This is a genomic window from Pseudomonas sivasensis (genome assembly GCF_013778505.1).
Classification (GTDB): Bacteria; Pseudomonadota; Gammaproteobacteria; order Pseudomonadales; family Pseudomonadaceae; genus Aquipseudomonas; species Aquipseudomonas sivasensis.
This window is the reverse complement of the sequence record NZ_JAAOWU010000001.1, coordinates 367,640-392,930: the sequence shown is the minus strand read 5'-3', so window position 1 is coordinate 392,930 and position 25,291 is coordinate 367,640. Positions and strand designations below refer to the sequence as shown.

General features: G+C 54.4%; 22 protein-coding genes and 2 pseudogenes. 21 read left to right on the top strand and 3 right to left on the bottom strand.

What is annotated here, in order from left to right; translation table 11 throughout:
* The first annotated feature begins 9 nt into the window (after positions 1-9).
* Positions 10-465 carry a hypothetical protein gene (locus tag G9Q84_RS01725; protein ID WP_170058555.1) on the top strand — a complete coding sequence of 152 codons (456 nt, stop codon included), beginning with the start codon at positions 10-12 and terminating at the stop codon, positions 463-465.
* A gap of 497 nt (positions 466-962) precedes the next feature.
* Here G9Q84_RS01725 and G9Q84_RS29105 read toward each other — a convergent pair.
* Positions 963-1,107 (bottom strand): annotated as a pseudogene (locus G9Q84_RS29105) (transcriptional regulator); the annotation flags it as partial.
* Between the two features lie 449 nt (positions 1,108-1,556).
* On the opposite strand from G9Q84_RS29105, the gene G9Q84_RS01720 reads away from it, so the two are divergent.
* The 16 genes and pseudogenes from G9Q84_RS01720 to G9Q84_RS01645 all read left to right on the top strand — a co-directional run bounded on the left by G9Q84_RS01720 (position 1,557) and on the right by G9Q84_RS01645 (position 16,638).
* On the top strand, positions 1,557-2,555 hold the full coding sequence (locus tag G9Q84_RS01720) for an ATP-grasp domain-containing protein (protein WP_046071036.1): 999 nt from the start codon (positions 1,557-1,559) through the stop codon (positions 2,553-2,555).
* Positions 2,556-2,633: 78 nt separating this feature from the next.
* Positions 2,634-3,773 carry a trypsin-like peptidase domain-containing protein gene (locus G9Q84_RS01715; protein WP_181642805.1) on the top strand — a complete coding sequence of 380 codons (1,140 nt, stop codon included), beginning with the start codon at positions 2,634-2,636 and terminating at the stop codon, positions 3,771-3,773.
* A gap of 73 nt (positions 3,774-3,846) precedes the next feature.
* Positions 3,847-4,974, top strand: a complete 1,128-nt coding sequence (locus G9Q84_RS01710) for a phosphoribosyltransferase domain-containing protein (protein ID WP_170058553.1) — start codon at positions 3,847-3,849, stop codon at positions 4,972-4,974.
* Positions 4,964-5,722, top strand: coding sequence for an HAD family hydrolase (locus G9Q84_RS01705; protein WP_181642804.1), 759 nt, complete (start codon positions 4,964-4,966; stop codon positions 5,720-5,722). The genes G9Q84_RS01710 and G9Q84_RS01705 overlap by 11 nt, the downstream gene beginning before the upstream one ends.
* The gene (locus tag G9Q84_RS01700) at positions 5,715-6,809 is read left to right on the top strand and encodes a cysteine protease StiP family protein (protein WP_181642803.1); all 1,095 of its coding nucleotides are present in this window, start codon (positions 5,715-5,717) and stop codon (positions 6,807-6,809) included. The genes G9Q84_RS01705 and G9Q84_RS01700 overlap by 8 nt, the downstream gene beginning before the upstream one ends.
* Complete coding sequence (locus G9Q84_RS01695; RefSeq protein WP_169865920.1) at positions 6,809-7,759, top strand: HpcH/HpaI aldolase/citrate lyase family protein; 951 nt, start codon at positions 6,809-6,811, stop codon at positions 7,757-7,759. The genes G9Q84_RS01700 and G9Q84_RS01695 overlap by 1 nt, the downstream gene beginning before the upstream one ends.
* Positions 7,756-8,428: pseudogene (locus G9Q84_RS01690) on the top strand (HAD-IB family phosphatase). The gene G9Q84_RS01695 and the pseudogene G9Q84_RS01690 overlap by 4 nt, the downstream one beginning before the upstream one ends.
* Positions 8,429-8,510: 82 nt before the next feature.
* Positions 8,511-9,098, top strand: coding sequence for a TerD family protein (locus tag G9Q84_RS01685; protein WP_046071042.1), 588 nt, complete (start codon positions 8,511-8,513; stop codon positions 9,096-9,098).
* Complete coding sequence (locus G9Q84_RS01680; protein WP_181642802.1) at positions 9,098-10,279, top strand: TerD family protein; 1,182 nt, start codon at positions 9,098-9,100, stop codon at positions 10,277-10,279. The genes G9Q84_RS01685 and G9Q84_RS01680 overlap by 1 nt, the downstream gene beginning before the upstream one ends.
* A gap of 45 nt (positions 10,280-10,324) precedes the next feature.
* Complete coding sequence (locus G9Q84_RS01675) at positions 10,325-10,774, top strand: tellurite resistance TerB family protein (RefSeq protein WP_069553158.1); 450 nt, start codon at positions 10,325-10,327, stop codon at positions 10,772-10,774.
* A 44-nt stretch (positions 10,775-10,818) separates the two neighbouring features.
* On the top strand, positions 10,819-11,823 hold the full coding sequence (locus G9Q84_RS01670; protein ID WP_122562042.1) for a TerC/Alx family metal homeostasis membrane protein: 1,005 nt from the start codon (positions 10,819-10,821) through the stop codon (positions 11,821-11,823).
* A gap of 24 nt (positions 11,824-11,847) precedes the next feature.
* Complete coding sequence (locus G9Q84_RS01665; RefSeq protein ID WP_046071045.1) at positions 11,848-12,423, top strand: TerD family protein; 576 nt, start codon at positions 11,848-11,850, stop codon at positions 12,421-12,423.
* Positions 12,424-12,505: 82 nt separating this feature from the next.
* The gene (locus tag G9Q84_RS01660; protein WP_046071046.1) at positions 12,506-13,084 is read left to right on the top strand and encodes a TerD family protein; all 579 of its coding nucleotides are present in this window, start codon (positions 12,506-12,508) and stop codon (positions 13,082-13,084) included.
* Between the two features lie 164 nt (positions 13,085-13,248).
* Positions 13,249-14,250: a hypothetical protein gene (locus G9Q84_RS01655; RefSeq protein ID WP_181642801.1), complete on the top strand. Its 1,002-nt coding sequence runs from the start codon at positions 13,249-13,251 to the stop codon at positions 14,248-14,250.
* An 83-nt stretch (positions 14,251-14,333) separates the two neighbouring features.
* Positions 14,334-15,308 carry a lysozyme inhibitor LprI family protein gene (locus tag G9Q84_RS01650; RefSeq protein WP_181642800.1) on the top strand — a complete coding sequence of 325 codons (975 nt, stop codon included), beginning with the start codon at positions 14,334-14,336 and terminating at the stop codon, positions 15,306-15,308.
* Between the two features lie 136 nt (positions 15,309-15,444).
* Positions 15,445-16,638, top strand: a complete 1,194-nt coding sequence (locus G9Q84_RS01645; RefSeq protein WP_181642799.1) for a DUF4236 domain-containing protein — start codon at positions 15,445-15,447, stop codon at positions 16,636-16,638.
* Positions 16,639-16,695: 57 nt separating this feature from the next.
* Here the strand turns inward: G9Q84_RS01645 and G9Q84_RS01640 are convergent, their stop codons facing one another.
* Both G9Q84_RS01640 and G9Q84_RS01635 read right to left on the bottom strand, forming a co-directional pair.
* Entirely contained in the window at positions 16,696-17,940 is a 1,245-nt protein-coding gene (locus tag G9Q84_RS01640; protein WP_170058249.1) for a VWA domain-containing protein, read from the bottom strand.
* A 329-nt stretch (positions 17,941-18,269) separates the two neighbouring features.
* The gene (locus tag G9Q84_RS01635) at positions 18,270-19,523 is read right to left on the bottom strand and encodes a TerD family protein (RefSeq protein ID WP_181642798.1); all 1,254 of its coding nucleotides are present in this window, start codon (positions 19,521-19,523) and stop codon (positions 18,270-18,272) included.
* Between the two features lie 418 nt (positions 19,524-19,941).
* Between G9Q84_RS01635 and G9Q84_RS01630 the strand changes: the two genes are divergently transcribed.
* Genes G9Q84_RS01630 through G9Q84_RS01615 form a run of 4 tightly spaced genes read left to right on the top strand, consistent with a single transcriptional unit; the run spans position 19,942 to position 25,287 of the window.
* A complete protein-coding gene (locus G9Q84_RS01630) occupies positions 19,942-21,201 on the top strand; it encodes a hypothetical protein (RefSeq protein ID WP_046071052.1) in 1,260 nt (419 codons plus the stop codon).
* A 22-nt stretch (positions 21,202-21,223) separates the two neighbouring features.
* Positions 21,224-22,081, top strand: a complete 858-nt coding sequence (locus tag G9Q84_RS01625; RefSeq protein ID WP_181642797.1) for an SH3 domain-containing protein — start codon at positions 21,224-21,226, stop codon at positions 22,079-22,081.
* 9 nt (positions 22,082-22,090) lie between these two features.
* Positions 22,091-24,064, top strand: coding sequence for a hypothetical protein (locus tag G9Q84_RS01620; protein ID WP_181642796.1), 1,974 nt, complete (start codon positions 22,091-22,093; stop codon positions 24,062-24,064).
* 11 nt (positions 24,065-24,075) lie between these two features.
* Positions 24,076-25,287, top strand: a complete 1,212-nt coding sequence (locus G9Q84_RS01615; RefSeq protein ID WP_181642795.1) for a hypothetical protein — start codon at positions 24,076-24,078, stop codon at positions 25,285-25,287.
* Positions 25,288-25,291 lie beyond the last annotated feature (4 nt).

Genomic DNA, 25,291 nt, shown 5'->3' with positions numbered 1-25,291 from the left:
GGAGGTTGTATGAATTACAGGGGGGAAAGGCTCAAGGAGTATCTAAGAAGTAAGCTGTTGGAGTTAATTGTTTTTTATCGCGATCGCTCTGTGCAGTATACATACAGCCAAAAAGAATTCTCCATTTACGCAGGAGTATCAAGGGAGACAATCAGGAAATATCAATTTGAGATTGATGTCGTATTGCAATCTTCACTTATCTCTAAATGGGCATTTGATAAAGATGCCAAGTGTAGGAATTTGCAGGAGAAGATTTCAATACTTCAATGTGAGTTAAATAAGGTTGATAAAATGTATGTGGCGATGCGAACTCAGTATATCGGTATTTTAGAAGCGTTGTTAATGCACTCTATAGATATTCGTGCTTTAGTCGTCCGGTCTCCTGATACGCTGAAGGTGGAACACGCGTATAACGAATGCGTTCTATGTAACTCCGTTGTCTGTGATGAATTGCCGCTCGGTTAGGACCGTATCCGAAACTTCACGACACTGACGTGTTGTGATTCAAAGTACTGATTCTTCTGAATCCTATGTTGCCATCAATAGTATTCGCATGCAATTGAGTGTCGAAAACTTGTGGGTTTATTCAAAGATATAATTCGCTTCCGTATTGCTAAAAATATATTCGCGCCATGATTGCCACAATATTCATCATCCTGGGTATTTTGGCTGAGCGTATTGGGCGTCAGTCAAGAGGCGGACTTAGCTAGTAGGAAAATCTGAGAAATCATGTCAGCAACCGAATGAAAAAATTTCTATGCCCAGTGACCCCATTGCTCCACAAATCACCACCGCAAGACCAGTGCATCGGATGGCGTAACAAATGTGCCCAGCACCCAGACTGACGTCCGGTCTCGGCGCACCGCCTATTTAATCTGAGCGGTGGTGATTACACGAACTGCCTCCAAGTAGTCCAAGATTTCTTCCGCATCCACCGGGTCAGTTTTTAATCAGCGCCAACAGTGCAGTTGTACAGCCGTTCCTGCCATGTGGTACATAATAAGTACGCGCGAGCTGCAATCGGCTTGGAGTCGCGGAAACATATCGTGTGTCCGCGTTTTGGCTGATCACCATGAGGGCCTCAATAGCTTGGGCCACTTGCGCTTCTACTGGTTCAAAATTTGAGAACGGTACGGGGTGAGCTTCAGTTACCCTGCAGCTTCATACGCTGAAATAGAATGTCTGTGGACGACTTACTTGATATCGGTGCAAAATTGCCAAGGAAATGTTGTGGTCGGTGCCCATTCTGAACTGGACTCGACTCAAAAATGACAATGCTATTTGTTCTTCTTCGGCGGACCCCGCTTAGTTTTGCCTCACCACTACCGTCCCTAATTACTTTACGAGCGCAGGAACCGCATGCAAGCGGTCCAGTTTAAACCTGAAAACCAAATTGTGGATGGGAGCTTGTCTTGTGATGACGCTCTCCTGAAGGAGCGCGCTGAATTGCCTTGACGCTACCGCAGCACTCGTTATGTTTTGGTTGACCATCGGATGCTGTCAGTTCCCGTCATAGGGTTTGACTGTCAGTGCACATCTACAAGTGAGATTAAAACATGATTTGGTTTCTCGAAGGGCAGTCTAGCCAGCGCGACATTATTCAAGGCGCTCGTGATGCGTTGCCGCCTGACGTGAAGATATTTGCCTCGCATCGAGACGATCGTCCTGAAATCACGGCCGGTGCCGATATCAGCTTCACCGAGCCTCGTGGTGATGAAGAGCGGATATCGTGGGTGATTTCAACTGCACGCACCTATGGCATCAAAGTAATCCTGGCAGGTCGACTGGGTGGCGTCTTTGAGCAGGCCCGAACACGCTTCGAGCAAGCTGGGTTGGTTCTGGTAACCGGCGGGATGTCGATGCGAACTTTCGATCTTGTCGACGACAAGAGCAAATTCACCGTTGAAGCTGAGCGCGCGGGTTTGGCCTGCGTGCCAGCGATTACTGCTACGAATGCTGATGAAATGTTTGCTGCATACAAAACCCTCGCCGCGTCGGGTGAGGTATGCGTGAAACCCGCAGTCGGCATTTATGGCCAAGGCTTTTGGCGTTTCAAGGAAGGCGCCGATCCCTTCCGTTGTTTTGCAGATCCCGATGCGCGAGTTGCGAATTTCGAAACCTACATGCATGCGTACTGTGATGGAGGGTCGCCGCCGGCGATGCTTGTCATGCCTTACATGGCTGGGAGCGAGTGTTCGGTCGACATGGTCTGCGAGGCTGGACGAGCGGTGTCGTTCGTAGCCAGAAGAAAGACTGGTGTTCATCAGATCTTTGAGAAGGAAGGTCGGGCGGTCGAGCTCGCACTCAAAGCGGCCGAGCATTTCCAATGTGACGGCATCGTGAATGTTCAGACGAAGGATGATGTGCACGGTCATCCCCACTTGTTGGAAATCAACCCGCGCTACTCTGGTGGCGTTGGTTATACCCGGGAGGCTGGCGTCAATTTGGCGGGTATATTTGCTACGCGCCGCCTGAATCTCCCTGAGCCAGCTACCGTTTGGCGGCCAGACGTACGTGTGAAAGGGGTCACCGTTGCAGCTGTAGTGCCAAAATGACATCCTGAGGCATTGAGAAACCTGAAGTTTGGTACCATTGCAGCGCGGTGGTTTTAGCACTTAAGGAGTAATCAAGGAATGATGGTGCTAGCGCCAGGCGCAAACACTGCGGTATCAAGTGCACGGAGTGAATGGACTCTGGAATGCGGGAACTCCTCGGCTTTCGGGGAGTACGCTGCGATTGCCATACTGCCGGTAAATGACAAACGCCAACCCACTGGTGAGGCTGCCCTATTTCAGACGTCACAGTCTTGGATGGAGTGGAGCGGCGACCAAGCAAAGGTTGGTTGTAAATTGAACTTGTCAGCCCTCCCGTCCGGTAGCGATCGGCTACTTCTCATCGCATACACTTTTTCTGCAGCAGGACCGGTAAGCGATCTTCGTTCGTTGCACCTACTTGTTGACGAACAGATTGAATATAGGTTGGACCTTCGCGATAACGGTGAAGCGGCGATCATTATCGGCGAATTCTACATCCGCAATCAGCAATGGAAGTTTCGCGCACTGGCTGAGGGTTCGGCTTATGGTTTAGCCGCTCTAGGCCGCCGCATCGGGATCGATATTAATGACGCTCATCCAAAAGGGCGCAGTAGCTCTGCGGAGGCTGACCGCGCACGAACGGGCGCAACCGGCACTGGTTTCGCCGTTTCCCAGCACCATGTGCTCACCTGTGCTCATGTAATCGAGGGCATGAGTGACATATTCATTTCCTCCTTTGAAGGTCGTTATCGTGCAGAGCCGGTCGTCGTTGATCAGCGTAATGACATCGCTCTCCTCAGGGTGATGGAGTCCCCTGTCCTCAGATCTGTCTCTTTTAAGGACGGCTCCGGCTGCGACTTGGGCGAATCTGTAGTCGCGCTGGGTTTCCCTATGTCGGGTTTCGCCGGCGGTGGTGTCCACGTGACCCAGGGCGGTGTGTCGGCGTTGTTTGGCCTGCATAACGATTCTAGCCTTCTACAATTTACTGCGGCTATTCAACCTGGCTCTAGCGGATCTCCCTTATTTGATTCGACAGGCGCTGTTATCGGTTTGGTAACTTCTACAATGCCTGATGCTCAAAATATGAACTTTGCCGTTAAAGCGTCTTTGCTCCTCTCCTTTCTGGATGCGTGCCGCATTGATGCAGTTCAAGCATCCAGCAGCAGGACGTTCACAACTGCTGAATTAGCACGTTCGGCCCAAGCATCTATGTGGCGCGTCGAAGCCAAGAATTTTTAGCCCCTATTTTGACTTTAAAGCTGCGGAAGAGACGTTAGGTTATCGACCTCACGCTACCCTAGGAATTTGTTTCATGGAATGTAACGCAGTTAAACAAGCTCTAAGCGCACAACTGATGCGCGGGCGTCTCGATGTCACTGTCGATGCCACACATATCGACCCGGACTCCTTGTTCGGTTTTGCCGAGCGCCGTAATCCAAAGCGTGCGTTTCTTTTCGTGTCCAAAGTACTCGGTCGCCACATACCTGTGCGGCCTTCGATCATGAATTCAAGCTTCAATAGCCTCGCTTCACAAATTCCTGACGACCTGCCTGGGCCCGTACTCGTTATCGGCATGGCTGAAACAGCAGTTGGCCTGGGTGCTGGTGTGCATCGCGCATACAGCGCGACGCGCCCGGACACGGTTTACATGGTCAGCACACGCCACCCTACTGGCAATGACCTGTTCGCCCGTTTTGAAGAAGAACATAGTCACGCCAGTGCGCACCTCATTCATTTGCCGATCGATGCCGACGTTCGGGAAATGATGTTAAATGCCCGTTCGCTAGTGCTGGTCGACGACGAAGCCTCGACGGGCAAAACCTTCATCAATCTTCACCGTGCGCTGGTCGATGCCGGCCTGACTCAGGTAGAGCGCGTGGTGACGTGCGTACTGACGGATTGGTCTGGCGATGCGGTGCGCAAAACCATCGGTGACTCTGCTCATCAGGTTTCGCTGTTGCAGGGGTCGTATACCTTCCACGAGGACGCTGATGCGCCGCTGCCGGAAATGCCGGCCGTGGGCAGCATCGAGCCCGGAGTGTGGCCGTTGTCGACGGAAAGCGATTGGGGGCGCCATGGTATTCGCTGTGTAGAAGACACTTTGGCTCTCGATCTGAAAGTCAAAGCGGGTGAGCGCGTACTCGTGGTTGGTACCAGCGAATTTGTCTGGCGTCCGTTTTTGCTCGCCGAGCGCTTGGAGCGTGCTGGTGCTGATGTGCATTTCAGTTCGACCAGTCGCTCACCAATCGCACTGGGCCATGCCATCGGTCACGCTTTGTCGTTCGCGGACAACTACGGTCTCGGTATCCCCAACTTCCTCTACAATGTCAGCCCAGGGCAATTTGATCGTGTCCTTATTTGCTCGGAAACACCTGAGCAGGCTGTGTCCGCCGCCCTGATAGAATCCCTGAGCGCGGAGGTGATTGTCGATGGTCAATAAGCGCCCCCTCACCCTGGTCGATCTCGACGACACCCTGTTCCAGACTGCTCGCAAAATGCCAGAAGGTTCTCAGCGGATTACTGCGACTCTCGATATCGAGGGACAGCCCAATGGCTACATGAGTACGGTCCAACACTCCCTCGCCCAGTGGCTCCTGTCCACGACCGACGTGGTCCCAGTTACAGCGCGCAGCGTTGAAGCATTCAGTCGTGTGAAACTGCCTTTTATGCACGGTGCCGTCTGCTCGCATGGCGGCGTGATCCTTGGTGCTGATGGAAAGCTTGACGAGGAATGGCAAGCTCGCATGAGCGATGTTCTTGCTGACTATCAGAATCGCTTGCCATGCCTCAGTGAAGCAACCCTTGCCATTGGCAAGGAGCTTGGTATTTCCTTGCGCGGATGGGTTGTCGAGGAAGAAGGCCTACGCCACTACGTGGTGACCAAGCACAACGAATCCAATGATGAAGTCCTGCAAACGGTTCTCGCTGAAGTACAGGCCCGCGGTTTATTGGACGGCATGCACATCCACGGCAATTCCAACAACCTCGCGTTCTTGCCGCAGGGCCTGTCGAAGGAAGTGGCTGTTCAAGAATTGTTGCGCCGTGATCGTAAGGCCCATGGTGAGCGTCCGGTGCTGGGCTTTGGGGACAGCATCACTGACCTCGGTTTCATGCGGGAGTGCCATATGTGGGCGACCCCAGCGCGTAGCCAATTAGCCAAGCTGGTTGGAGGGAAAGTCCATGACTAAGGCTATTGCAGGTCTGGTTACCGTTGGGAGCGGCAGCTATGCAGCAGATGATGTTCAGTTCCTGCTGCAGGCCGTTCAGATGGAGACCACTGATGTCTTGGAGAAGGAGCGGCTGATTCAGTCGAAGCAGAAGCACTACTCCGAAATGATCAGCCTTGAGAGTGCGCCGACTGACGTGCACAAAGCCCTCTACGAGCGCGCACTCGAACAAAACGGTACCCGCATGGCCATGGACGTTCAGTCCCTGGCGCTGGCGCTGAGCGAGGCATGCACGGGCCTTTCTATTGTGCTTGTGTCGTTCGTTCGTGCTGGCTTGCCGCTCGGCGTGTTGTTGCGTCGGGCCCTGCTCGACATGGGTCGAGATGCGCACCACTACGGAATCAGCATTGTCCGAGATCGGGGGATCGACAAAGTCGCCCTCGAGGCCATCATTCAGGCACATGGTTCCGAGAACATCGTCTTCGTCGATGGCTGGACAGGGAAGGGCGCAATCTCTGGCGAGATTCAGCGCAGCCTCAATCGCGACTCGCGCTTCCCTGAGGAACCCCGGCTTGTAGTGCTGGCAGATCCCTGCGGCCGGGCGTGGTTGTCCGCGTCGGCTGATGACTGGGTTATGCCCTCCGGCATCCTTGGTGCGACGGTTTCTGGTCTGGTTTCGCGCTCCATATGGCCCGCAGATGGAGGCCTGCATGGTTGTGTGGTTTATGACCATCTGCGTGAGCACGATGTAACCCGCGAGTTCATCGAGCAGATCGAGGAGAAGCGAAAGGCACTGGGGACGGTTCCTCAAGCCTCTCCATGGGCCGATACCCAGCGTTTTGAACTGCAGGGTGCAGCTTCGCACGTAGTCAAGTCTCTGGCCTCCCAGTTCGGCATTACCAATCTCAATCGAGTAAAGCCTGGTATTGCCGAAGCAACACGCGCGGTACTGCGTCGCGTACCTGATCACGTCTTGGTGCGCAGCCGTAGCGACAGTGATGTTCAGCTGCTCATGCACCTGACTGAGGGCGCTGGGGTCGCTGTGGAAGAGGTGGGTGCTGCATTAGGCCCTTACCGGGCGGTAACCATCATTCGGAGTGTGAGCTGATGAAAGTCCTTTCTCCTTACGCCCTGGGGGCAACGCTTTACATGCCGGCCACACGTGCGGATCTGCTTGATGTGGTTTTCCGCACAAAACTTCCAGAACTACGTTCTTTGGTCGTGTGTCTGGAGGATGCGATCGCGGAAATTGACGTCGACACGGCGTTGAGAAACCTGAATGGCCTGCTGACCGCGATCAACGAGCGCGGTGGGCGTCCGTCCGATGGTCCGCTGCTGTTTGTTCGTCCCCGAGACTCGGTGATGGCTGCTGTGCTTAATGATTGGCCTTTGATGGCCCACATTGATGGGTTCGTAGTGCCGAAATTGACCCTGCGCAACCTAGGGGAATGGGAGCAGGCCGTTACGAACCCGGCGTTGTACCTCATGCCGACGCTGGAAACTACAGACGTGTTCAACCCTGTGGCAATGGTCGAGTTGGGCCAGGCGCTGAAGGCGAGCCTGAATAAGCGGATTATCGCCCTACGTATCGGTGGGAACGACCTGATGGGAAGTCTTGGACTTCGAAGGAATCCTGCAACAACGCTCTATAGCACCCCTATGGGCTACGTGATCCCAATGTTGGCAGGCGTCATGGGATCCCAAGGTTTCGCACTCACGGCACCGGTGTTCGAGCAACTCGCGACACCGCATTTGCTGATGGAGGAGCTGGAACTCGACATCGCCCATGGCTTGGTAGGCAAGACGGCGATTCATCCATCGCAGATCAGCACGATCCAGGACACGTTGCGCGTAAGCCTCGAAGACCTCAACTGCGCGAAGATGATTGTCAGTGACGTTGCTCCTGCAGTGTTCAAGCACAACGATGCCATGTGCGAGCCTGCGACCCATTACAAGTGGGCGGTCAACATCCTTGAGCGAGCGGAATGGCACGGAGTTCGTCAGCCGGATGTAGGTCCTGTCGAGGCGCCTATCCGCTTGGCTGAGGCCCTGCGATGACATTGAAAGCTGACAAAGCAGCCACGCAGCGAACACAGGTGGTGCCGGTCTTAGACTTCGACGGCACACTGACTCGGCGCGATAGCTTCGTTCCTTTCCTGAAGTTCGCTTTCGGAAGCATCGGATTTAAACGAGGCATTTTGCGGCTTGCGCTGCCAAGCGTCCGATTCCTGACTCGGGATTTGAAACGTGAAGAGTTGAAGGCACAGCTGATCAGTACGTTTCTTACTGGCGAGGATGTGAAGTGCTTTCAAAAGCGAACCGTGAAATTCTGAGGGTTGTATTGGGTACAGCTCATGCGGCCTTCAGGTTTAGAATCTGTCGCAGTTGAGCTAGAGGCTGGTGCTGTCGTTGCTCTCTGCATCCCCAGCGTTGATTGTCCAGCCTTTTGCAGATCGCCTTGGCATCAAGGTGATCGGTACCGGGCTTGAAGTGGAAGACGGTCTGTTGAACGGGCGTATGACTGGCAACAACTGTAGATGCGAGAACAAAGTGCTCAGACTTGACGCTGTGTATGGGTCACTTGGCAATTACCGGTTTAAAGCATGGGGCGACACCCGCGGCGATTTCGAGTTGTTGGCTGCGGCGCAAGAAGCATACTGGCGAAACTTTCATCCCGCATGGTGTCGACTTCGACTGCGGGCAGATAGCAGCGGGAATGGGGCGTGAGCAATGTCGCGCACGCCAACCTGCAAGTGACGGTCAACGCTGACCGGCACATGAACACAGACGACCAACAAGGAGCGTAACCATGGCACTCACCCTGCAAAAAAAACAATCCATCTCCCTGGCTAAAACGGCCGGCAGTTCGCTTACTAGCATTAGCCTAGGTTTGGGTTGGGACCCGGTAAAGCCGGCAGGCTTCCTTGGCAAGATGTTTGGTGGCAGTACAGAGATCGACCTCGACGCTTCCTGCATTCTGCTCAACAGCGACTTTCAGAAAATCGACCTGGTCTGGTTCCGCCAATTGAAGTCCCTGGACGGATCGATCCAGCACTCCGGTGACAACCGTACAGGCGATGGCGATGGGGATGATGAGACGATCCATGTTGACCTGCAACGTCTGCCTTCAACCGTTAAGTACCTTATCTTTACTGTGAATTCCTTCACCGGCCAGTCATTTGAGAAGGTCGAAAAGGCCTACTGCCGTATCGTGAATGGCAGCAACAACAATGAGCTAGCACGCTTCAACCTATCGGAAAAAGGTGGGCACACCGGAATCGTCATGGCGAGCCTGACCCGCGAGAATGGTGACTGGGAATTCAAGGCAATCGGTACGACCACGAATGGTCGAACTGCCGACGACCTGATCACTCTGGCCGTTCAGGCGCTGCGCTAATGGCGAATCTCGTACCTGGTGGTAATGCGCCGGTTGCCAGCGGCCAGCTTCGCGTTGATATCAATTACTCGCCAATCCCAGGGGCCGACATTGACGTCTCGGCCTTCGCACTGGGCGCCTCGGCCAAAGTCCGAGGCGATGGCGACATGTGTTTCTATGGCCAGCCTCAAATTCTGGGTGGCGCCGTTCAGCTGACCGAGTCCTCGGCCGGGCGCGCAGTGTTCTCCCTCGATACGAGTCGTCTTGAGTCTGCAGTTGAGAAAGTGGCCCTTACCGCCACTATCTACGAGAACAAGGCGAGCTTTGAGCGCGTGTCACAACTTTCGGTTGTGGTGACGGGTGGCATTGAAGCCCAAATCCCTACTGGCGGCATGAAGGAAACAGCACTCATCCTCGGCGAATTTTATCGCCGAAATGGTGACTGGAAATTCCGCTGTGTGGCCCAGGGCTTCAATGGCGGCCTTGAGCCGTTGGCCAAGCACTTTGGTGTAGAGGTCGCCGCACCAGCGCCGGCCCCAGCACCTGCCCCCGCTCCTGTGGTACAAACGCCACCGCCTGCTCCGGCCGCTGCACCTAAATCTACGATCAGTCTGAGCAAGGTCACCCTCGATAAAACACGATCGTCTATCAGTCTTGAAAAGACTGCAGCCGGTTTCGGCGAAATCAAGGTGAACTTGAACTGGAACAAAGGCAGCTCGGGCGGGTTCTTCAAGCGAAGCCAATCCGTCGACCTGGACGTTGGTTGCCTGTACGAACTGCAGGACGGCGAGAAGGGAGTTGTTCAAGCCCTCGGAAAATCGTTCGGTAGTCTTACACGTGAGCCTTTCATTCAGTTGATGGGTGACGACCGTACTGGCTCTGTCGCTGATGGTGAGTGGATGCACATCAACGGGACCAAGTGGAGTGAAATCCGCCGGATCTTGGTCTTCGCCTTCATCTACGAGGGTGCTCCGAACTGGAGAGAAACCGATGGTGTTGTGACCATTTTCATCCCAGGCCAACCTGAAATTGAGGTGCGTCTCAATGAAGAAGGCGGCCGTGAACCAATGTGTGCCATTGCGATGCTTGAAAATGTGAACGGCGCCGTTAAGGTCTCTCGGCGTGTGGACTTCCATCGAGGTCACGCAGTTATGGACAAAGCTTACGGCTGGGGCATGAACTGGCGCGCAGGCTCCAAATAGAAAATCTGGCAGGGTCTGTCGACCCCGCCCTTGGAGGAAAACAACATGTTTGCATGGCTTAAACAAAACGTAGTTGCAGCGCGTGAAGCACTGACTACTGAAGTTTCGAAGTTCAAGAACCAGAAATTTCTTGATGCGATGACTGCGAATTGCGCGCTCATCTCGGCGGCGTCAGGTGGTATATCTTCTGAAGAAAAACAGAAGATGACCGGCTTCATTCAAAACTCGCCTGAGTTGAAAGTGTTCGACATGGGCGATGTGATCAAGGCGTTCAACGCACACTGCGAAAAGTTCGAGTTCGATTTTCAGCTTGGCCAGGCCGAAGCACTGAAGGTTATCGGCAAGATCAAGAACGATGCTGGCGCTGCACGCCTCTTGGTTCGCGTCGGCTGCGCCATTGGTGCGTCTGACGGCGACTTCGATGACAAAGAAAAAGCAGCGTGCCGCTTGGTCTGCCTTGAGCTGGGCCTTAACCCAGCTGATTTTGAACTTTAAGGAGCGGTACTTTGGACACTCACATCGGTTTCCCTCCGCTTACCATGGCGGTATTCGTCGGGATCGCACTCAGCGCGCTTCTCCTCGACATGGTCACTCACCGCGGTGACAAGCCAATTTCCCTGGCTAAGGCTTCGATTTGGTCGATCTTCTGGATCGCTATCTCGTTAGCGTTCGCCGGCTTCCTATACGTACAGCACGGCCCGGAAGTCGCCAGCCTGTTTGTAACTGGCTACGCATTGGAAAAGGTTCTGAGCGTCGACAACCTGTTCGTGTTCATGGCGATTTTCGCCTGGTTCAAAGTGCCGGACGGCATGCGTCACCGAGTCCTGTATTGGGGCATCATCGGCGCCATCGTGTTCCGCGGCATCTTCGTAGCCATTGGTACCGGACTGTTGGCTTTCGGTCCGTGGGTCGAAATCGTCTTCGCAGTAATCGTGGCATGGACCGCAGTTATGATGCTGCGCGCCGGCGGTGATGATGACGAGGAAGAGGACTACTCCAAGCACATGGCTTACCGCTTCGCACAGAAGCTGTTCCCTGTGTGGCCGAAACTCTATGGCCATAACTTCTTCGTCAGCCGTAAACAGCTTCAGGTTGAGTTGAAGAAGCCTGAAAACAAAGGCATGACCCTGGCAGCAAAAGGAACAATTTTTGCTACCCCGCTATTCCTTTGCCTTGTTGTGGCTGAAGTGTCTGACGTCCTGTTCGCATTCGACTCTGTGCCGGCGGTAATCGCGGTTAGTCGTGAACCGCTGATCGTCTACTCAGCCATGCTGTTTGCGATCCTGGGTCTGCGTACCATGTACTTCGTGCTCGAAGCGCTGAAACGCTACCTGGTCCACCTGGAAAAATCTGTAGTCGCGCTGCTGTTCTTCATCGCCATTAAACTCGGCCTGAACGCAACCGACCACATGTTCCACCATGGCTACACAATCGATGCAAACACCAGCCTGCTGATCGTTATGGTTGTACTGGCGATCGGTGTGGTTGCAAGCCTTGTCTTCCCAGGCAAGGAAGAAGCTCAACCTGAAACCGCTGAAAAATAGCCCATACCACAAGGAGTAATACCCATGGCGTTGACCCTACAGAAAGGTGGCAATCTCTCGTTGACCAAAACTGACCCGAGCCTGACCAAAATATTGGTAGGCCTGGGCTGGGACCCGCGTGCTACTGATGGTGCTGAGTTCGATCTGGACGCCAGTGCGCTACTGCTGGGCGCAAATGGCAAAGTACGCGGGGAAGCCGACTTCATTTTCTACAACCAGCTGAAAAGCGTTGACGGTTCGGTTGAGCACACAGGCGACAACCGCACTGGTGCGGGCGACGGCGACGACGAAGTAATCAAGGTAGACCTGAGCCGCATCCCGGCCGACGTGGACAAAGTGGTCTTCATCGTTACCATCCACGATGCAGAAGTACGCAAGCAAAGCTTCGGTCAGGTCGGCGGCTCCTTCATTCGCATCGTTAACGATACGACCAATGCGGAAGTCGTTCGTTACGACCTGGCAGAAGACGCATCGACTGAAACTGCGATGGTGTTCGCTGAGTTGTACCGCAACGGCGGCGAGTGGAAATTCCGGGCTGTTGGCCAGGGTTATGCCGGCGGCCTGAAAGCTCTGGCCAATAACTATGGCATGAATTTTTAACGCCTAAGCCGTTAATCTAATTATCTTTTTTTACCTGGCCTTGATCTAAAGGCCTTGTCTACCTTACTAAAAGGAATCGAAAATGGCCGTATCTCTGCAGAAAGGCGGGAACGTTAGTTTGTCTAAAGAGGCTCCAGGCCTGACCGAAGTCACTGTAGGTCTGGGTTGGGACGCACGAGTTACCGATGGTTCGAAATTCGACCTCGACGCGTCGATCTTCATCCTGGGTGAAAGCGGCCAAGTCCTCGACGACGCCAGCTTCATTTTCTACAACAACAAGAAATCGGTTGATGGTTCTGTTGAACACATGGGCGACAACCAGTCCGGCGAAGGCGAAGGTGATGACGAGCAAGCCACCGTCAAGTTGAACGGTCTGGCTGCCGCTGTGAAGAAGCTGGTTTTCGCAGTGACCATTCACGACGCTGAAGCGCGCAAGCAGAGCTTCGGCCAGGTTGCCAATGCTTACATCCGTGTAGTGAACAAGGCTGACGGCAAAGAACTGGCGCGCTACGACCTGAGTGAAGACGCTTCGACCGAAACCGCCATGATCTTCGGCGAGCTGTATCGCAATGGCGACGAATTCAAGTTCAAGGCGATCGGCCAAGGGTTTGCTGGTGGCCTGGCGCCTCTGGCTAAATCGATGGGCGTGAACATCGGCTAACCCGCAAGGGTTGAGAAAGCCCCCGCGAAACGGGGGCTTTTTCTTGCCTACAGAAAGACCACGGAATTGGTCCTGTAGGCGGTTTCGACTACTTCATCACTAGGAGCGACTGCTGGCGATCGCCACGGTAGTCTACCGGTTCTCGGGTTTAAAAGGATATTTGGATGGGCATGTTTCGTGAGGTTGTAGCTGCAGGTGTTTTGGTGTCTATGTCAGGCTGCGGAGCCTACAACGATTTCCAGGCAAACAATGCAGTTCAAGAATACAGGCAGGCATGCCTTGGAAATTATACGAACGAGTGCGAAAGCAAACTGGTCGACACGAACATTGTCATGCTCGAGCTCGCGCGAAGCAACATCGAGCGGGAGAAGGATTCGATCGTGCAAGTCGTCGGCAAAGATGGATTTGATCGTTTCTCAAAAACTGCCAATGAGCTAATTGACCACTTGGTCGATCAACAGGAAAACAAGCGTCCAGGTTTTTTTGCACGATGGTTCCTGGGTGAAGGTCAACCGTTCGGCAACACACGCAACCAACTTTTTGACATTGCAGACATGCAAGAATTACGTGCTGCAGTGCTTCAAAAGATCAGCTCCGGTGTTCACGCGAGCAAAGCACCTGCTAAGCCTAATGAACCAATGACTGAGACTGAGGCAATCTTGTTAGGCAAGGTACCTCAGGCACCGATTCAGGCTCAGGTCACCCTGACTGCCCGGCCGGCGGAACCAGCAGCACAGGCCGTCGAATCGACTGTTCAGGCATTAGTGCCATCCGACCTTGCTGCATCTGCAGATCGGATGATCGCGAGTGAAATCGCCCGGGATGGCGGGGATGAATACAAAGAGGGCCGTCAGGTTAAGTTTGCTGACCTAAATAACGACGGCATCAAGGATGCCGTGGTGCTTTACACGATCGAAGGTCAAGGTGGCGGCAATGGCTACTTCCAAACCCTTGCCGCGTTCATTGGCGACTCGGCAGGATGGGAATTCCGTGGAAAAGCTGTAGTCGGCAATGGTGTCCAGGACATTCAGGTAGTTGATCCCCAAACCGTCAGACTGACTGTTCTCTCCGTCGGTCCTGAAGATGCGGATTGTTGCCCGAGTGTTCAGAGCATCGAAAACTACAAGTGGGACGGTACAACATTTCTTCAAGCCCCAACGCCGTAAGTAAGAGCCAGGCTTCAGGCACCTAGCCGTGTGCATACGAGCGCGGTTAGGTAGGGCTCTGGCGAAACGCTGGAGTAAACAAAATGAAGGAAAAATCGAATATGTCGCGATTCAACATCGGCTCTGGCCTTTTCGTCATGTTGCTCACCCTGGTATCAGCCCACTCCAATGCCACCAGCTTTGATTGCACCGAAGCTGCAAGCTTTGCTGAGAAATCGATTTGCACAGATTCTGCACTCAGTCGTCTGGATGAGCAGATGAACTCCGAATATGTCCGCGCTCTAGACGCAGCGCCGAACAAGGCCCAGGTCCGTCAAGATCAACGAGACTGGTTGCGTCTGCGCGACAACTGCAAGACCGCCAGTTGCTTAACCGCTTCGATGACTGATCGGCTCAGTGTTCTATTACGCACCAAGGTGGATCAGCCATCTAAAGCGCCAACCTCCGTTGCCGCTACCCGGGTTGATCAATCTGAAACGAATATGATTTCAAAGGCCGCTACTTCTCCAATGGTCCCCGCCGTGGTGAAGCCGGCAGCCCCGCGAAATGCAACGGATGATCATCAAGCGATCCTGAACTTGAAGATTGGCTTGTTCGTGATGGCAATGTTGCTGCTGGTCTGCATCTACCTGCATCGTCGGGGGACCATTACGATCTATCAGGACTACACCGACGCGCTTTGGACAACCTTGACTCCGATCTTGGGGATTAGTGCGTATTTCGTCGCGAGCTCCTGGCTCGAGGTGCCACGCAACTACTCCATCATTGCTGGTTGTGTCCTTGGTGGTCTTATGTCATTGCAGGTGCTTATCCAAACGTACAGAAGTAACAGCATCTGGTTTTTCCTTTTATCCCTCTTCGCAAAGGTCATTCTGCTGACTCTCTACCTCCTGATGATGGCCCTCCTGCTGTGCGGCGGTTCGCGAACCAAAAGTGAGGCCCGGCGGCGGCGCGGCTGGGCAGTGCTTGCCACGACTGTATTCGTATTCCTCTCAGGCTGGATGTGCCGGCATCGGCAATTCAGTTCGATCGACGATTACATAGCCGGACGGGCATAAGTGACATATCTGAGGTCGCGCTATTGCCACGTGCGCGGCCACCGATGCAAATTGACGTCGGGCCAGTCTAAACGGCTCGACCGCAGCCGGCATTTCAAACAACAAAGAATCCAAGAAGAAGGATCAAGGAGTAGTCATGGGATTTCGTTTCAGCAAGCGAATCACGATTGTGCCTGGCGTACGCCTTAACATTAGCGGCAAAGGGGTAAGTACTTCGATAGGGCCTCGTGGTCTGAGTATGACGATGGGTCGCAATGGCACCTATCTCAATGCGGGATTACCTGGTACTGGTCTTTCATATCGTGAAAGGATCGACCGGCCCAGTAGATCGAGCAGCTCCCAACTAGGACCTGCCGGAAGCGAATACTCTGGCCAGGTAAAGGTGAAAGTAAACGACGATGGCACGTTGTTGATTACGGATATGGATGACATCGAGTTGCCGGCTGCTGTCATCAAACGCGTCAAATCCGAGATGGCCGATTCCATTCAGGACTTGCTGACGAAAGCAGCTGATAAGGTCAATCAGGATCTCGAATCCTGCCTTGGTGTGCACCTACTGACGCCGCGGCCGGGGGCCATGCCGTTGATCCCAGCTCCATTCGCCATTGAAGAACCCACGAGGCCCACTCAGCAGACGCCAGGTTTGATGGATCGAATGCTGCTGCGCAGCGCTAAGAGTGAGCGTGAGGCTGAGTCGGCGGAAGAGCAGTATCGACAAGACCTCGCGAACTGGCATGCAACCCGGGACGCCCATGAATTTGAACGCACCGAAATCGAGAAAGCATTCCGGCTGGCGGCAAAGGGCTTCAGTGCTCAGATGGAACGTGCCCTGGACTATGTGTTGAGCGGCATTGCCTGGCCAAAAGAAACCCAGGTGGACTATGAGTTCTCACAAGACGTTACCGGCGTCGCGCTCGATGTTGATTTACCTGATGAGGGCGATATCCCGCAGCGCAGCGCTGAAGCCCGTGGCAACGGCAAACTAACCTTCAAAAACCGTTCGGATGCCCAGGTACGTAGAGACTTTGTCGCGCTGTGCTATGGATCTCTGTTTCGAGTTGTAGGGGAGGTGTTCGCTCTACTGCCGGCAATCCAGAAGATTCTGGTATCGGGTTATATCCAGCGTGACAACCCCGCTACCGGGACAGTGGATGATCAATACGTGCTCTCGGTCTTGGTAGCTCGAGATCAGTGGGATGCGATTGATTTTAATCGTCTGGATGCGATCGATCCTGCAGCGACCCTGAACGCGTGTGGCGCAGTGGTAAAGCTGGACCGCTCTGCGCGTTTTGTTGAGGTGACACCGATGGATATGTCGGTGATGAACTGAAGACAACCGCGGCGGCTTGAGCCGCCGCGGTGTTGGGCAGGGCAGGGCACGAGAGGATTAGCGAATGATTCCTTCGCGCTTTGCCTCCAAGATCCACATCGGGAATTCCTGCATCAACCGGTCGTACAACTGCTCTTCCGTCATGTCGTGCAGGTCATCCAGGGCAAAGAACCCGCAGTTGTCCACGACTCTCCCGGGCATTGTGTCCAGTTTCTCCAGAATGCCGTAATTCCGGCCTGCTAAACCTACGTATTGCCAGAAAATTCCCAGCTTCGCTGCATCCACCATTAGTTGCGTGATCTTGCGGTTTTCAGACACGCCACCGTCGCTAATGAAAACGACAAACATTGGGGTTTTGTCATTAGACGCTTCGAAGGACTCGATCACTTTTTGGATCGCTCTCGGCTCATCATTGTAGCGTCGACCCACGTCCCACTTGGTCCAGCCATTGTTGTCGGCCGCGACAAAGTTCTGGTAGTTGTTCAGTGTCACTGGTGAGAGTCGCAATGGCCGTTCGGCAAATGTCCAACACTCAAGTTCGGCGTCTGTATCTAGGGCGACGGCGATTGGCACAAGTCGATTGAGTACTTCCTGCACCCGGCCGGTTTTGTATTGATTTCTCATCGAGTCGGTGACGTCGAGCACGAGCAAAACGCGAGCTTTCATTCCAACCAGGCAGGCTTTCTCGAGGCTAACCTGTGCCTTCTTGGCCAGACTGACCAGTTCCGGCGCGACAGCAGCTACACGCTTCTCCAGAGAGATTGTGGAGGGAGATGGAGCCGGTGCAGCCTCTTCAGCAACTTCGCCGCCAAAATGCCTCACGAGAGCGTCCAAGCCCTCTGCAAACCCCTGAAGGTTTGAGGCCAACCGCCACTCCCCATTCTTACGGTAAAGCTCAACGATCATTACCGCTTTCTCGGTTGTGAATATGAGCCCTGAGAATGCGCAGGTCGCTCCTATCTCACCAGATGGGCCGATTACTTTGAAGTTGCCATTCTGGATGTCACTCATCGCCCCGGCACCATCGATGGAGGCTGTAAAGACCAAGCGATCGATAGAGGCGGGCAGGGTGGCTAGATTAATTTCAAACTGGCCACCGGGGGCGATAACCAAACTGCGGCAAGGCGTGAAAGGCTGATTGAAGAAGATCATGTAGCGATCATCAGAAAGTTTGCCATGTTCGTCGACACCGAAACAGACGAAGTCGATTGCGCTGGGGCTTTCGATGTTGACCGAGAGAGTGAGTGAGAGACCGGGAAGAATATTTGCCAGAGGCATACGCTGGCCTTGGGTGATCTGCATGCATAGTTCCTTGTGACGATTAGAGCGCCTGATTAAGAAACGGCAAAGGTGATACAGCCGTTTTCATAGGAGTGGCTGGTATATCCGTAGGATTAAACCTAACAGCGCTCGATGTTTCTGCAAGTCTTATAAGGCCAATGAGGTCGCCGCGGGAAATTCCTATGGGAAGAACTGTTCATTCTCTCGAGGACACGGGGCAATTCATAATGGGTTGACGAGGCCGATCATGCTTGCATACAACCAAAATAGAAATCCCACGGCGGCCGTGTGCCGTCGCGGGAGTACTTGTCAAGCATGAGTCTGCTGAAAGCGACTGCTAGCACGAAAGCTTAGACATACTGTTTTTTGCCGCTCCTTTCGATTGGGTGGCCTTTGAATACGTGTGGGCCGTCCATGGTCAGCTCAATTTTGTCTCCCTTTCGAGTCAGCCACGGGGTGGCTTCGCTGCCGGCTTTGGAGGTGACTCCAGACGGGCTAAGCAGGACAAAGTCCTGGGAAATTTCGATCTGCCCGATTACATAGGTGTACACCATTGAGCTAAAAAAACCGGACTTGAACTCAAATGCGCATTCCACGACCTGATCGCCATACTCCATCCGCATCTTAGGTTTCAGCGATGCCACCGAAACCGCACCGTTATCTACTGCTGAATAAACGCTGCAGACAAGCGCTACTTTGCCGCCCATGAGCTGCGAGATTGCTGGGTTAATTTCGACGGTTTCTATACCAGGAGCGGAGGCGCTGGCACTGACTACGTCACCGGTATGGAAAACGAAGGGATCGATGTCAAAAGCCCCACGCTTGTCAGGTGCCTGGATGATGGACATTCGTCCATCAGGACGAAGGATGCCGATTCGCAGATCGAGGTCGTCGTTGTCAGATCCGTCGCCGTTATCAACCCACGTAGCGCTGACGCGAATTACCTTTGGAGCTGACGGCCCTTTTTCGAGGGACACCTTGTGGCTGCTGCCAGGTTTGTCCAGTTTTACCACGGTCTTAGCGATGTTGACGGGCTTCGGAGGCGGTTCAGGTGTTACCGCCCGCCCGGAGGATGCATCGCCTTCAACTTCGATGCCATAAAACCCGCAAAGTCCGGCAAGACCTGAGGCGAAACCTTGCCATACAGAGCGCGCTTTGAGCTGGCCGTTCCGGACGTACAACTCAAGCACGATGATGCCCGTCTCTTGTGAGAAGGGCTCAGGTGCCAGTTCCAGGGTTTGGTCCCCGGCAATGACGATAGCGCGTAGGTCTTTGACTGCTTCGAAGCCGCCGGCGCTGCCGTCTTGCGTCAAAGTAATAGCGATCTTCGTTATGTTGGTTGGGAGTCGAGACGAGTTGAAACTGATGCTGTGACTCACCGTGTCGCCACGAGCGACCGGGGGCGCGAATGTCGCCGCGCCTGAAGAGTGCTCGGGTGCATTGAAGAAAACCATGCCGCTGTCATCCACTACCTTGCCAGTGTCGGTGACCAAAAACGCAGTAAGGTTTACGTCCAGGTTGTTACCTGCCGCATGGGTAACTTCCACCCGCCCTTGGGAGGAAGAGATCGTTGTGTTCTCGCCGGGTTTGAGTGACTGATTCAATTCATGCCGCCTATTCCATGGGGTTTCGTGACGCATTGTTCATGCGCTGCGCTTTTGTTGTTTGAGCGCGAAGGCCGGCCAATGGGAAAAATCCCCTCATTGGTACTGATCGCATTGATGCAGTTTAACGGCTTGGCCGCCGGCGACCGCCGAGACATCCATTCACCATTTACACACCGTCTGAAACCCAAGATTGGAACGTACGAGAGGGAATGTTGTGCGCGACATTGAAAGTCCTCTCAGTCCCGTTAAGTTCTGATCGTAGGAAACAAAAACATCTGCCCGGCGTGCTGCACCGGAATTCGACAAGGCATTTTGAGTGGTGCGGTCTCCTGCTAGATGGCAATATGCTACATCTATTTGCGCTCCCCCTCATCATCCAGGGTCTGGCGTTTAATTTCTGACAAGGACACGTTGGATGCTAATCGCACTTGTGGTTTTGAACACCCTTTATTTGATCTGCAGTCTGCTGTTCAACGCCGAGCTGCTCAACATGGCTGGCGCTGATATCCCCCTCCGAAAACTCGAAGTCCTTGAGACCTATAGCCAGATCCTGGCGGCGACGAGTATGTGCTTGCTGGTATGGCGAATCTGTTATCGACGATACCAAGGCAAGGGGAGGGTGCTGTGGGTTTGGCTCGGAGCATCGACACTTGTCGTTACGCCGTTGACGTGGTGGTTTCAGGGTGCGGCACCGGATTGGGTCGCAGAGCAGTTCCCCGGCTCGCTACGGGTCAGTAGCCTCTACGCATACGTCACCAAAAAGGGATTGCTCTATGACTCCCTGACTATTCCGCAGATCCCCTATAAGGCTTACAAGGATCAGGGAGAGGGGAAGGCTTTTATAGCAAACCTCGGCGTTCTGATGAGTGTTCAAGGCTCCTACGTCGAGCGCATCGACAGGAACTTCCAAGGCTTTTCAGCTGCAGTTTTTCGTGGCTACACCGTCCGTAATGGAGACGCGTTATACGAGCGCTTGCAAGAAACTGTCGTGCCCTCCATCAGTGACATCAGCAGGGCGTATGCACAGATTGAAGGTTTTCGTGCGGGAGGCATCTCGGGGAGTGAGTGGCGACCGATCAAATGGCCGAATGCAGGGGACGATCTGGGATACCAGCCGACCATTGACGAGTACGCCCGGTCAATCAATCCCGGTGTGCGGACACGGGATGCTCTGGCCAACACCACCGAGGTTCGCCACATGGCGAAGACCAAGCTCGGTCCTCTCTATGTGAAGGGCATGAACCTTCTAGCTACGCGAGAGCAGTACCAGGCTTATCTGCCTGGCATTGCCGACAACATGGCCTATGACGTCGCTCACACCGACATCCACGGCGCTGAAGGTTTGAACGTTCTCAAGAATATGTGGTTTATCCCCTTCTCCCTTCTTAGCGGGTTGTTCTTCGGCGGCATCAGTCTTGTGGTCTTGATCATCTCGGGTGTTGAGGCGCTTCGAAGCCTCCCCGGGCGAATTCGCTTCGTTCGACCGGTCGCCGTGATTTCGATCGTTATGCTGCCTCTCGTTGTTGGCAACGCAATTGTCGATAGCCCCGGTTATAGAGATGCGTTCAGGAGCTTGGGCAAACAGCCAGTTGTGCTTGCCACCGTTTTCCATTGGGCCATGTCCTCAGAAGCAATGCTTTACAACATTACAAGGCCTCTGCTGAAAGCAGAGTGACTTACACAAAGGGAGAGTCACCGTGCGTAAAAATTTTCTCGTTTCAGTACTGGCATTGACCATCGCAGCATCAACCTCTGGCTGCGCTGAGTTGGGTATCAACAAGCAACAGGCTGGTACCGCAGTGGGTGTCGTCGCTGGCGCTGTCATCGGGCAGTTCATCGGGAAAGGCAACGGACGGATCGTGGCAACCCTGGTCGGCGGTGCACTGGGCGGTTACATCGGTAACAAAATCGGTGCAAAACTCGATGAGCAGGATCAGCAGGCCCTAGCACAACGCACGCAAGATGCATTGAACGCCTCGCCGAGCGGGTCCAGTCTGCCCGTGTCCTGGACATCGGCCCATTCTGGCGCGTCGGCGGAGATCGTTCAGGGCAAAGAGTTCACCCAAACCAAAACGGTTGAAGTGAAACGTGCTCCGAAGATCGTCGCCGTCCCTTCGATGAAGCTCATCAACGAACAGTACGTCACCAAAAGTAGTTCGAATGTGCGCGCCGCGCCTGAAAAAGGCGCAGACAAAGTGGGTGGTTTGAAACCTGGCACCGAGTTCACTGCCGTTGGTTCGACAGGCGACTGGATTCTTGTCGGCCGCAAGGGTGTAACTGTCGGCTACGTCCACAAAGATTTGGTTGAACCAAAATCAGTAGCCGTTGCGAAGCGTGTGAAGTCCGCGGCCAACCTGGACGAGATGAACGTCGCTGCCGACAAGGAAACAAGGGCCTTCGATCTGGATTCGATCCCGACGTTGCCAACTCAGCAGGTCGCTGCTGAAACGTCTTGCCGGCCGGTGACCGTGAGCCTCAAAGCGGCCGACGGAAACACTGTGCAGGAGAAGAACACCTTCTGCAAACAAGCCAATGGCACCTGGGAACTCATCTAAGGGATCTTCATGAAAAACCGCGCACTCGCTCTCGTTGTAGTGGGTGCTTGCGGCATCGCGCCGCAAGCCTGGGCTCACCAGCTCGCCTACTCGAAGACAGAACAGATCCAAGTGAACGTTGATGGTGAGGCGACCACCTGGTGCAAACCTGAAGTGGCCATCACCATGCAGCGCCCAACGTGGGATGACCAGAAGCCGCTGAACACGCTTCTATCGAAGCTCCCGTATATTCTCGGCCAGGAATGCCCGACGGCCAAGGTCACCTGGAAAGCAGTCGACGCAAAGGGGGCGGTTTACGCCACCGGCGCGGGGTATGCGACCAATCTGGGCCTGGCCACGCTGACTTCACCGCCTGCCGCTCCGGCCGCTGCCGCGCCCGCTGTTTCGGTAGCCCCCGTGGCTTCTCCTCCTACGCCACCAGCAGCTGTGGCGGCTGCATCTGTACTACCAGCCGCCGCTGCGCCTACTGAGCCTGCCGCCGCAGCGCCTGTGGTTGCTGCACCGGCCCCAGCGCCTGTAACGGCACCTGTGATACCACAACCAGCACCAGAGGCTTCACCCGCGCCAGTGCAACCGATGCCGGTGGCTCAAGTACCTGTGACGGTTGCCCCTGTTGCACCTGTAGCTGCCGTGGCCACAGTACCTGTGGAGGCAGCTCCAGCCGCCACCCCTAACCCTGCCGCTCCAGCTGAAGCGCCGGCCGCTGTTGCCGCAGTTCCTACCGGTGACTTCGGCCGCTCATTGGTGCTGGCCAACCAGAATCTGATGGGGATTACCGACGGAAGCGGATGCAAATGGGTTATCAGTAAGTCGGTAACTGATGAGTCCGATCCAAGTCTGTCCTTTCAGTCGACACCCGCCATGCCTTGCTCTGCATCAGGCTATGCCGAGGGGTACTATGACAAATTGCGCTGGGCGGTACCGAACACCTATCGCGGTGATACCTGGTCAAAAACAACCGTGCACCCGAGCGGTCTGATGTTCAACCAGGCACTGGTCCCAGCGGTGAAAGGCAAGGCGCTTTCTTTCCTGAATAGCCGGGCAGACCAAGCACTCTTTCAGGTGGGTGAACTGCCTGCGCGTAACATGAAGGTGTATTTGGCCTTTGAGCGCCCCAACTACCGTGTCCTGTCGCCGTTCTCCAGTGATCCGTATTATGTAGTGATCACTGCAGATGAGGCATTTGCGCTTGATGCGGTTGAGTTGAAGCGCGCTGTGGTTGAGGTCTACCAATTGGTGAAGGCAACGTCGCCAACGACCGTCGGCCTGTCGAACCTCTTCTTCGCCAAGAACTTCGAAGCCCTTTACCCCGAGGGATACGCGTCGGAAACCAAAGACAGCATTCTCAAAACGCGTATGGGCGAGAACCGTGGTGAGTTTTACTTCGATGCTCGCCAAGGCAATAACTTCGCCCTGCGTCGCGAGGAGATCCGCCTGAGAGAAGTACGTCGTCTGCAGCAGCAAATGGCTGAGCTGCACACACGCGTCTTGGCGCGTTACGAACAACTCAAATCCGGGATGAAGGAATTCGAAGGTCGGGAGGCTGAGGCGCTGGCGCAGATGGCCGGCATCAAAGTCACCTTCCCATCGCCGATCGCAATGCAGGACCCGAACTCTTCAAAGTCCGCTGTGCCGATGATGATTCACGTCACTGGAAAGAGAGGCGACTACTACGAGGTCGATTTCCCACGTAAGGGGCGTGTACAGACTGATGCTGAACTGGAGAGCCAGTGGTACGTGCTGCCGGCGGCAAACATGACACCCTTCCTGCCGCTCGAAGACGGTCGCGCCGTTCCTACGTATCGCGTGTATACCGCTGGCGCGGCTGAGGCCTGCAAGCAAGACCACTGTGCTGACAGAGTGTCATTTGGTGCCGTACTGGCCAAGGAGTTTCCTGGCGCCGGGATCGACTTCAACTGGACGCCTGCAGTCTCTCAGCAGCACGTGATTGATTGGCAGCAAGCATCCGCTCAAATTCAGTAAGGCAACCGACTATGAAAACGATGAACAAGAAGCACATCCTCATCGCCGCTGCGGTCGCCGGTATTGCGATTCTTGCAGCTGGTGTGGGGTTATCGAATTCCGGCAAGAAGCAAGCGCTGCGTCAGTACGATGAGATGAAGGAACAGTACTTCCTAGAAAACGTCCTGAGCGAGGGAGATATTTCCTATTCCTTCTGGTCGGGAAACGTCACCGTTGAAACACCAGAAATCCGCCTGGTTGCAGCAGAGACCAACGGCGCAGATAAATTCCTGAAAGGGATTATGGGGCTGCTCGGTGGAATGGACTCCGGGGCAAAAGAGTCTGCCCTGGTCGAATGGTCACGGTATCTGCTTTCGTCCAGTACTGGTGGCGGTCGTGCCGGTGGCGTTTACTTGAAGGCCGACGCCCTCAAGGTTAGCCGCGAAGGTGATAACAAGAAGGGCGAGATTCATCTCCAATTGTTGGGCATGGACATGAGTTCTCCTTACCTGTCGCACAAAGGCGCGGATGTGGTCCTGCCCTCGGAAGTAGCGGATGAGATCCAGCCGCGCGCGGAGATGGATCAGTACGGAGGCGTGGTCAAGTCGCCCTACTCGTGGGGTAGCAATATCGTCCAACGTCTGCCGTTCATTGGTGCATTTATCACCGGCGCTACAGGGGAGTTCGGCACCAAAGTTGACTTGGACTTCAAGCTCACGCGCTCTAGCGACGGCGAAGGCTCGGTCGAGTTTGTAGTGGTGCATCGTAATGACGGCAGTGAAGTTGGCCGGATTGTGCGCGAGGCTAAATTTGCGTCCATCCCAGAGCTTGACGATGTCCAGGCGCAACTCAAGAGCGCGCTAAGTGGCTTCATCATGGGGGCTTACAGTACATCCATGGGCCAGGCCGTAATTGCCGAAGCCGCAGGTGACTTTGCTCGTAAGAGCAAGGTGTCCAGCTACTCTCTGACCTACAAAGGCTTCGACCAGTTAAAGGAGTCGTTCGACGAATTCAAGGCCGCTACCAAGCGTGAGGAGTTCACCGGCTTTTGCAATGAAACAGGCCTATCAGGTTATCAGAGTGACTTTGGAGTCAGGGCCAAGGATCACAGCGATTCGGAGTGCGCGATCGCTCAAAAGCTGGCCACCGATGCTAAGTTTCAAGAGTCCTACATTTTCAAGGAGGACAAGTCGTTATTTTCCGGCCTTTTCGTGAGCAAAAGCTTCACGCTTGAGACGAACTGATCAT

Bases quoted from the DNA above. Each gene is read 5' to 3' on its own strand.
- G9Q84_RS01725 (WP_170058555.1), top strand. From the start codon at position 10: ATGAATTACAGGGGGGAAAGGCTCAAGGAGTATCTAAGAAGTAAGCTG.
- G9Q84_RS01720 (WP_046071036.1), top strand. From the start codon at position 1,557: ATGATTTGGTTTCTCGAAGGGCAGTCTAGCCAGCGCGACATTATTCAA.
- G9Q84_RS01715 (WP_181642805.1), top strand. From the start codon at position 2,634: ATGATGGTGCTAGCGCCAGGCGCAAACACTGCGGTATCAAGTGCACGG.
- G9Q84_RS01710 (WP_170058553.1), top strand. From the start codon at position 3,847: ATGGAATGTAACGCAGTTAAACAAGCTCTAAGCGCACAACTGATGCGC.
- G9Q84_RS01705 (WP_181642804.1), top strand. From the start codon at position 4,964: ATGGTCAATAAGCGCCCCCTCACCCTGGTCGATCTCGACGACACCCTG.
- G9Q84_RS01700 (WP_181642803.1), top strand. From the start codon at position 5,715: ATGACTAAGGCTATTGCAGGTCTGGTTACCGTTGGGAGCGGCAGCTAT.
- G9Q84_RS01695 (WP_169865920.1), top strand. From the start codon at position 6,809: ATGAAAGTCCTTTCTCCTTACGCCCTGGGGGCAACGCTTTACATGCCG.
- G9Q84_RS01685 (WP_046071042.1), top strand. From the start codon at position 8,511: ATGGCACTCACCCTGCAAAAAAAACAATCCATCTCCCTGGCTAAAACG.
- G9Q84_RS01680 (WP_181642802.1), top strand. From the start codon at position 9,098: ATGGCGAATCTCGTACCTGGTGGTAATGCGCCGGTTGCCAGCGGCCAG.
- G9Q84_RS01675 (WP_069553158.1), top strand. From the start codon at position 10,325: ATGTTTGCATGGCTTAAACAAAACGTAGTTGCAGCGCGTGAAGCACTG.
- G9Q84_RS01670 (WP_122562042.1), top strand. From the start codon at position 10,819: ATGGCGGTATTCGTCGGGATCGCACTCAGCGCGCTTCTCCTCGACATG.
- G9Q84_RS01665 (WP_046071045.1), top strand. From the start codon at position 11,848: ATGGCGTTGACCCTACAGAAAGGTGGCAATCTCTCGTTGACCAAAACT.
- G9Q84_RS01660 (WP_046071046.1), top strand. From the start codon at position 12,506: ATGGCCGTATCTCTGCAGAAAGGCGGGAACGTTAGTTTGTCTAAAGAG.
- G9Q84_RS01655 (WP_181642801.1), top strand. From the start codon at position 13,249: ATGGGCATGTTTCGTGAGGTTGTAGCTGCAGGTGTTTTGGTGTCTATG.
- G9Q84_RS01650 (WP_181642800.1), top strand. From the start codon at position 14,334: ATGAAGGAAAAATCGAATATGTCGCGATTCAACATCGGCTCTGGCCTT.
- G9Q84_RS01645 (WP_181642799.1), top strand. From the start codon at position 15,445: ATGGGATTTCGTTTCAGCAAGCGAATCACGATTGTGCCTGGCGTACGC.
- G9Q84_RS01640 (WP_170058249.1), bottom strand. From the start codon at position 17,940: ATGCAGATCACCCAAGGCCAGCGTATGCCTCTGGCAAATATTCTTCCC.
- G9Q84_RS01630 (WP_046071052.1), top strand. From the start codon at position 19,942: ATGCTAATCGCACTTGTGGTTTTGAACACCCTTTATTTGATCTGCAGT.
- G9Q84_RS01620 (WP_181642796.1), top strand. From the start codon at position 22,091: ATGAAAAACCGCGCACTCGCTCTCGTTGTAGTGGGTGCTTGCGGCATC.
- G9Q84_RS01615 (WP_181642795.1), top strand. From the start codon at position 24,076: ATGAAAACGATGAACAAGAAGCACATCCTCATCGCCGCTGCGGTCGCC.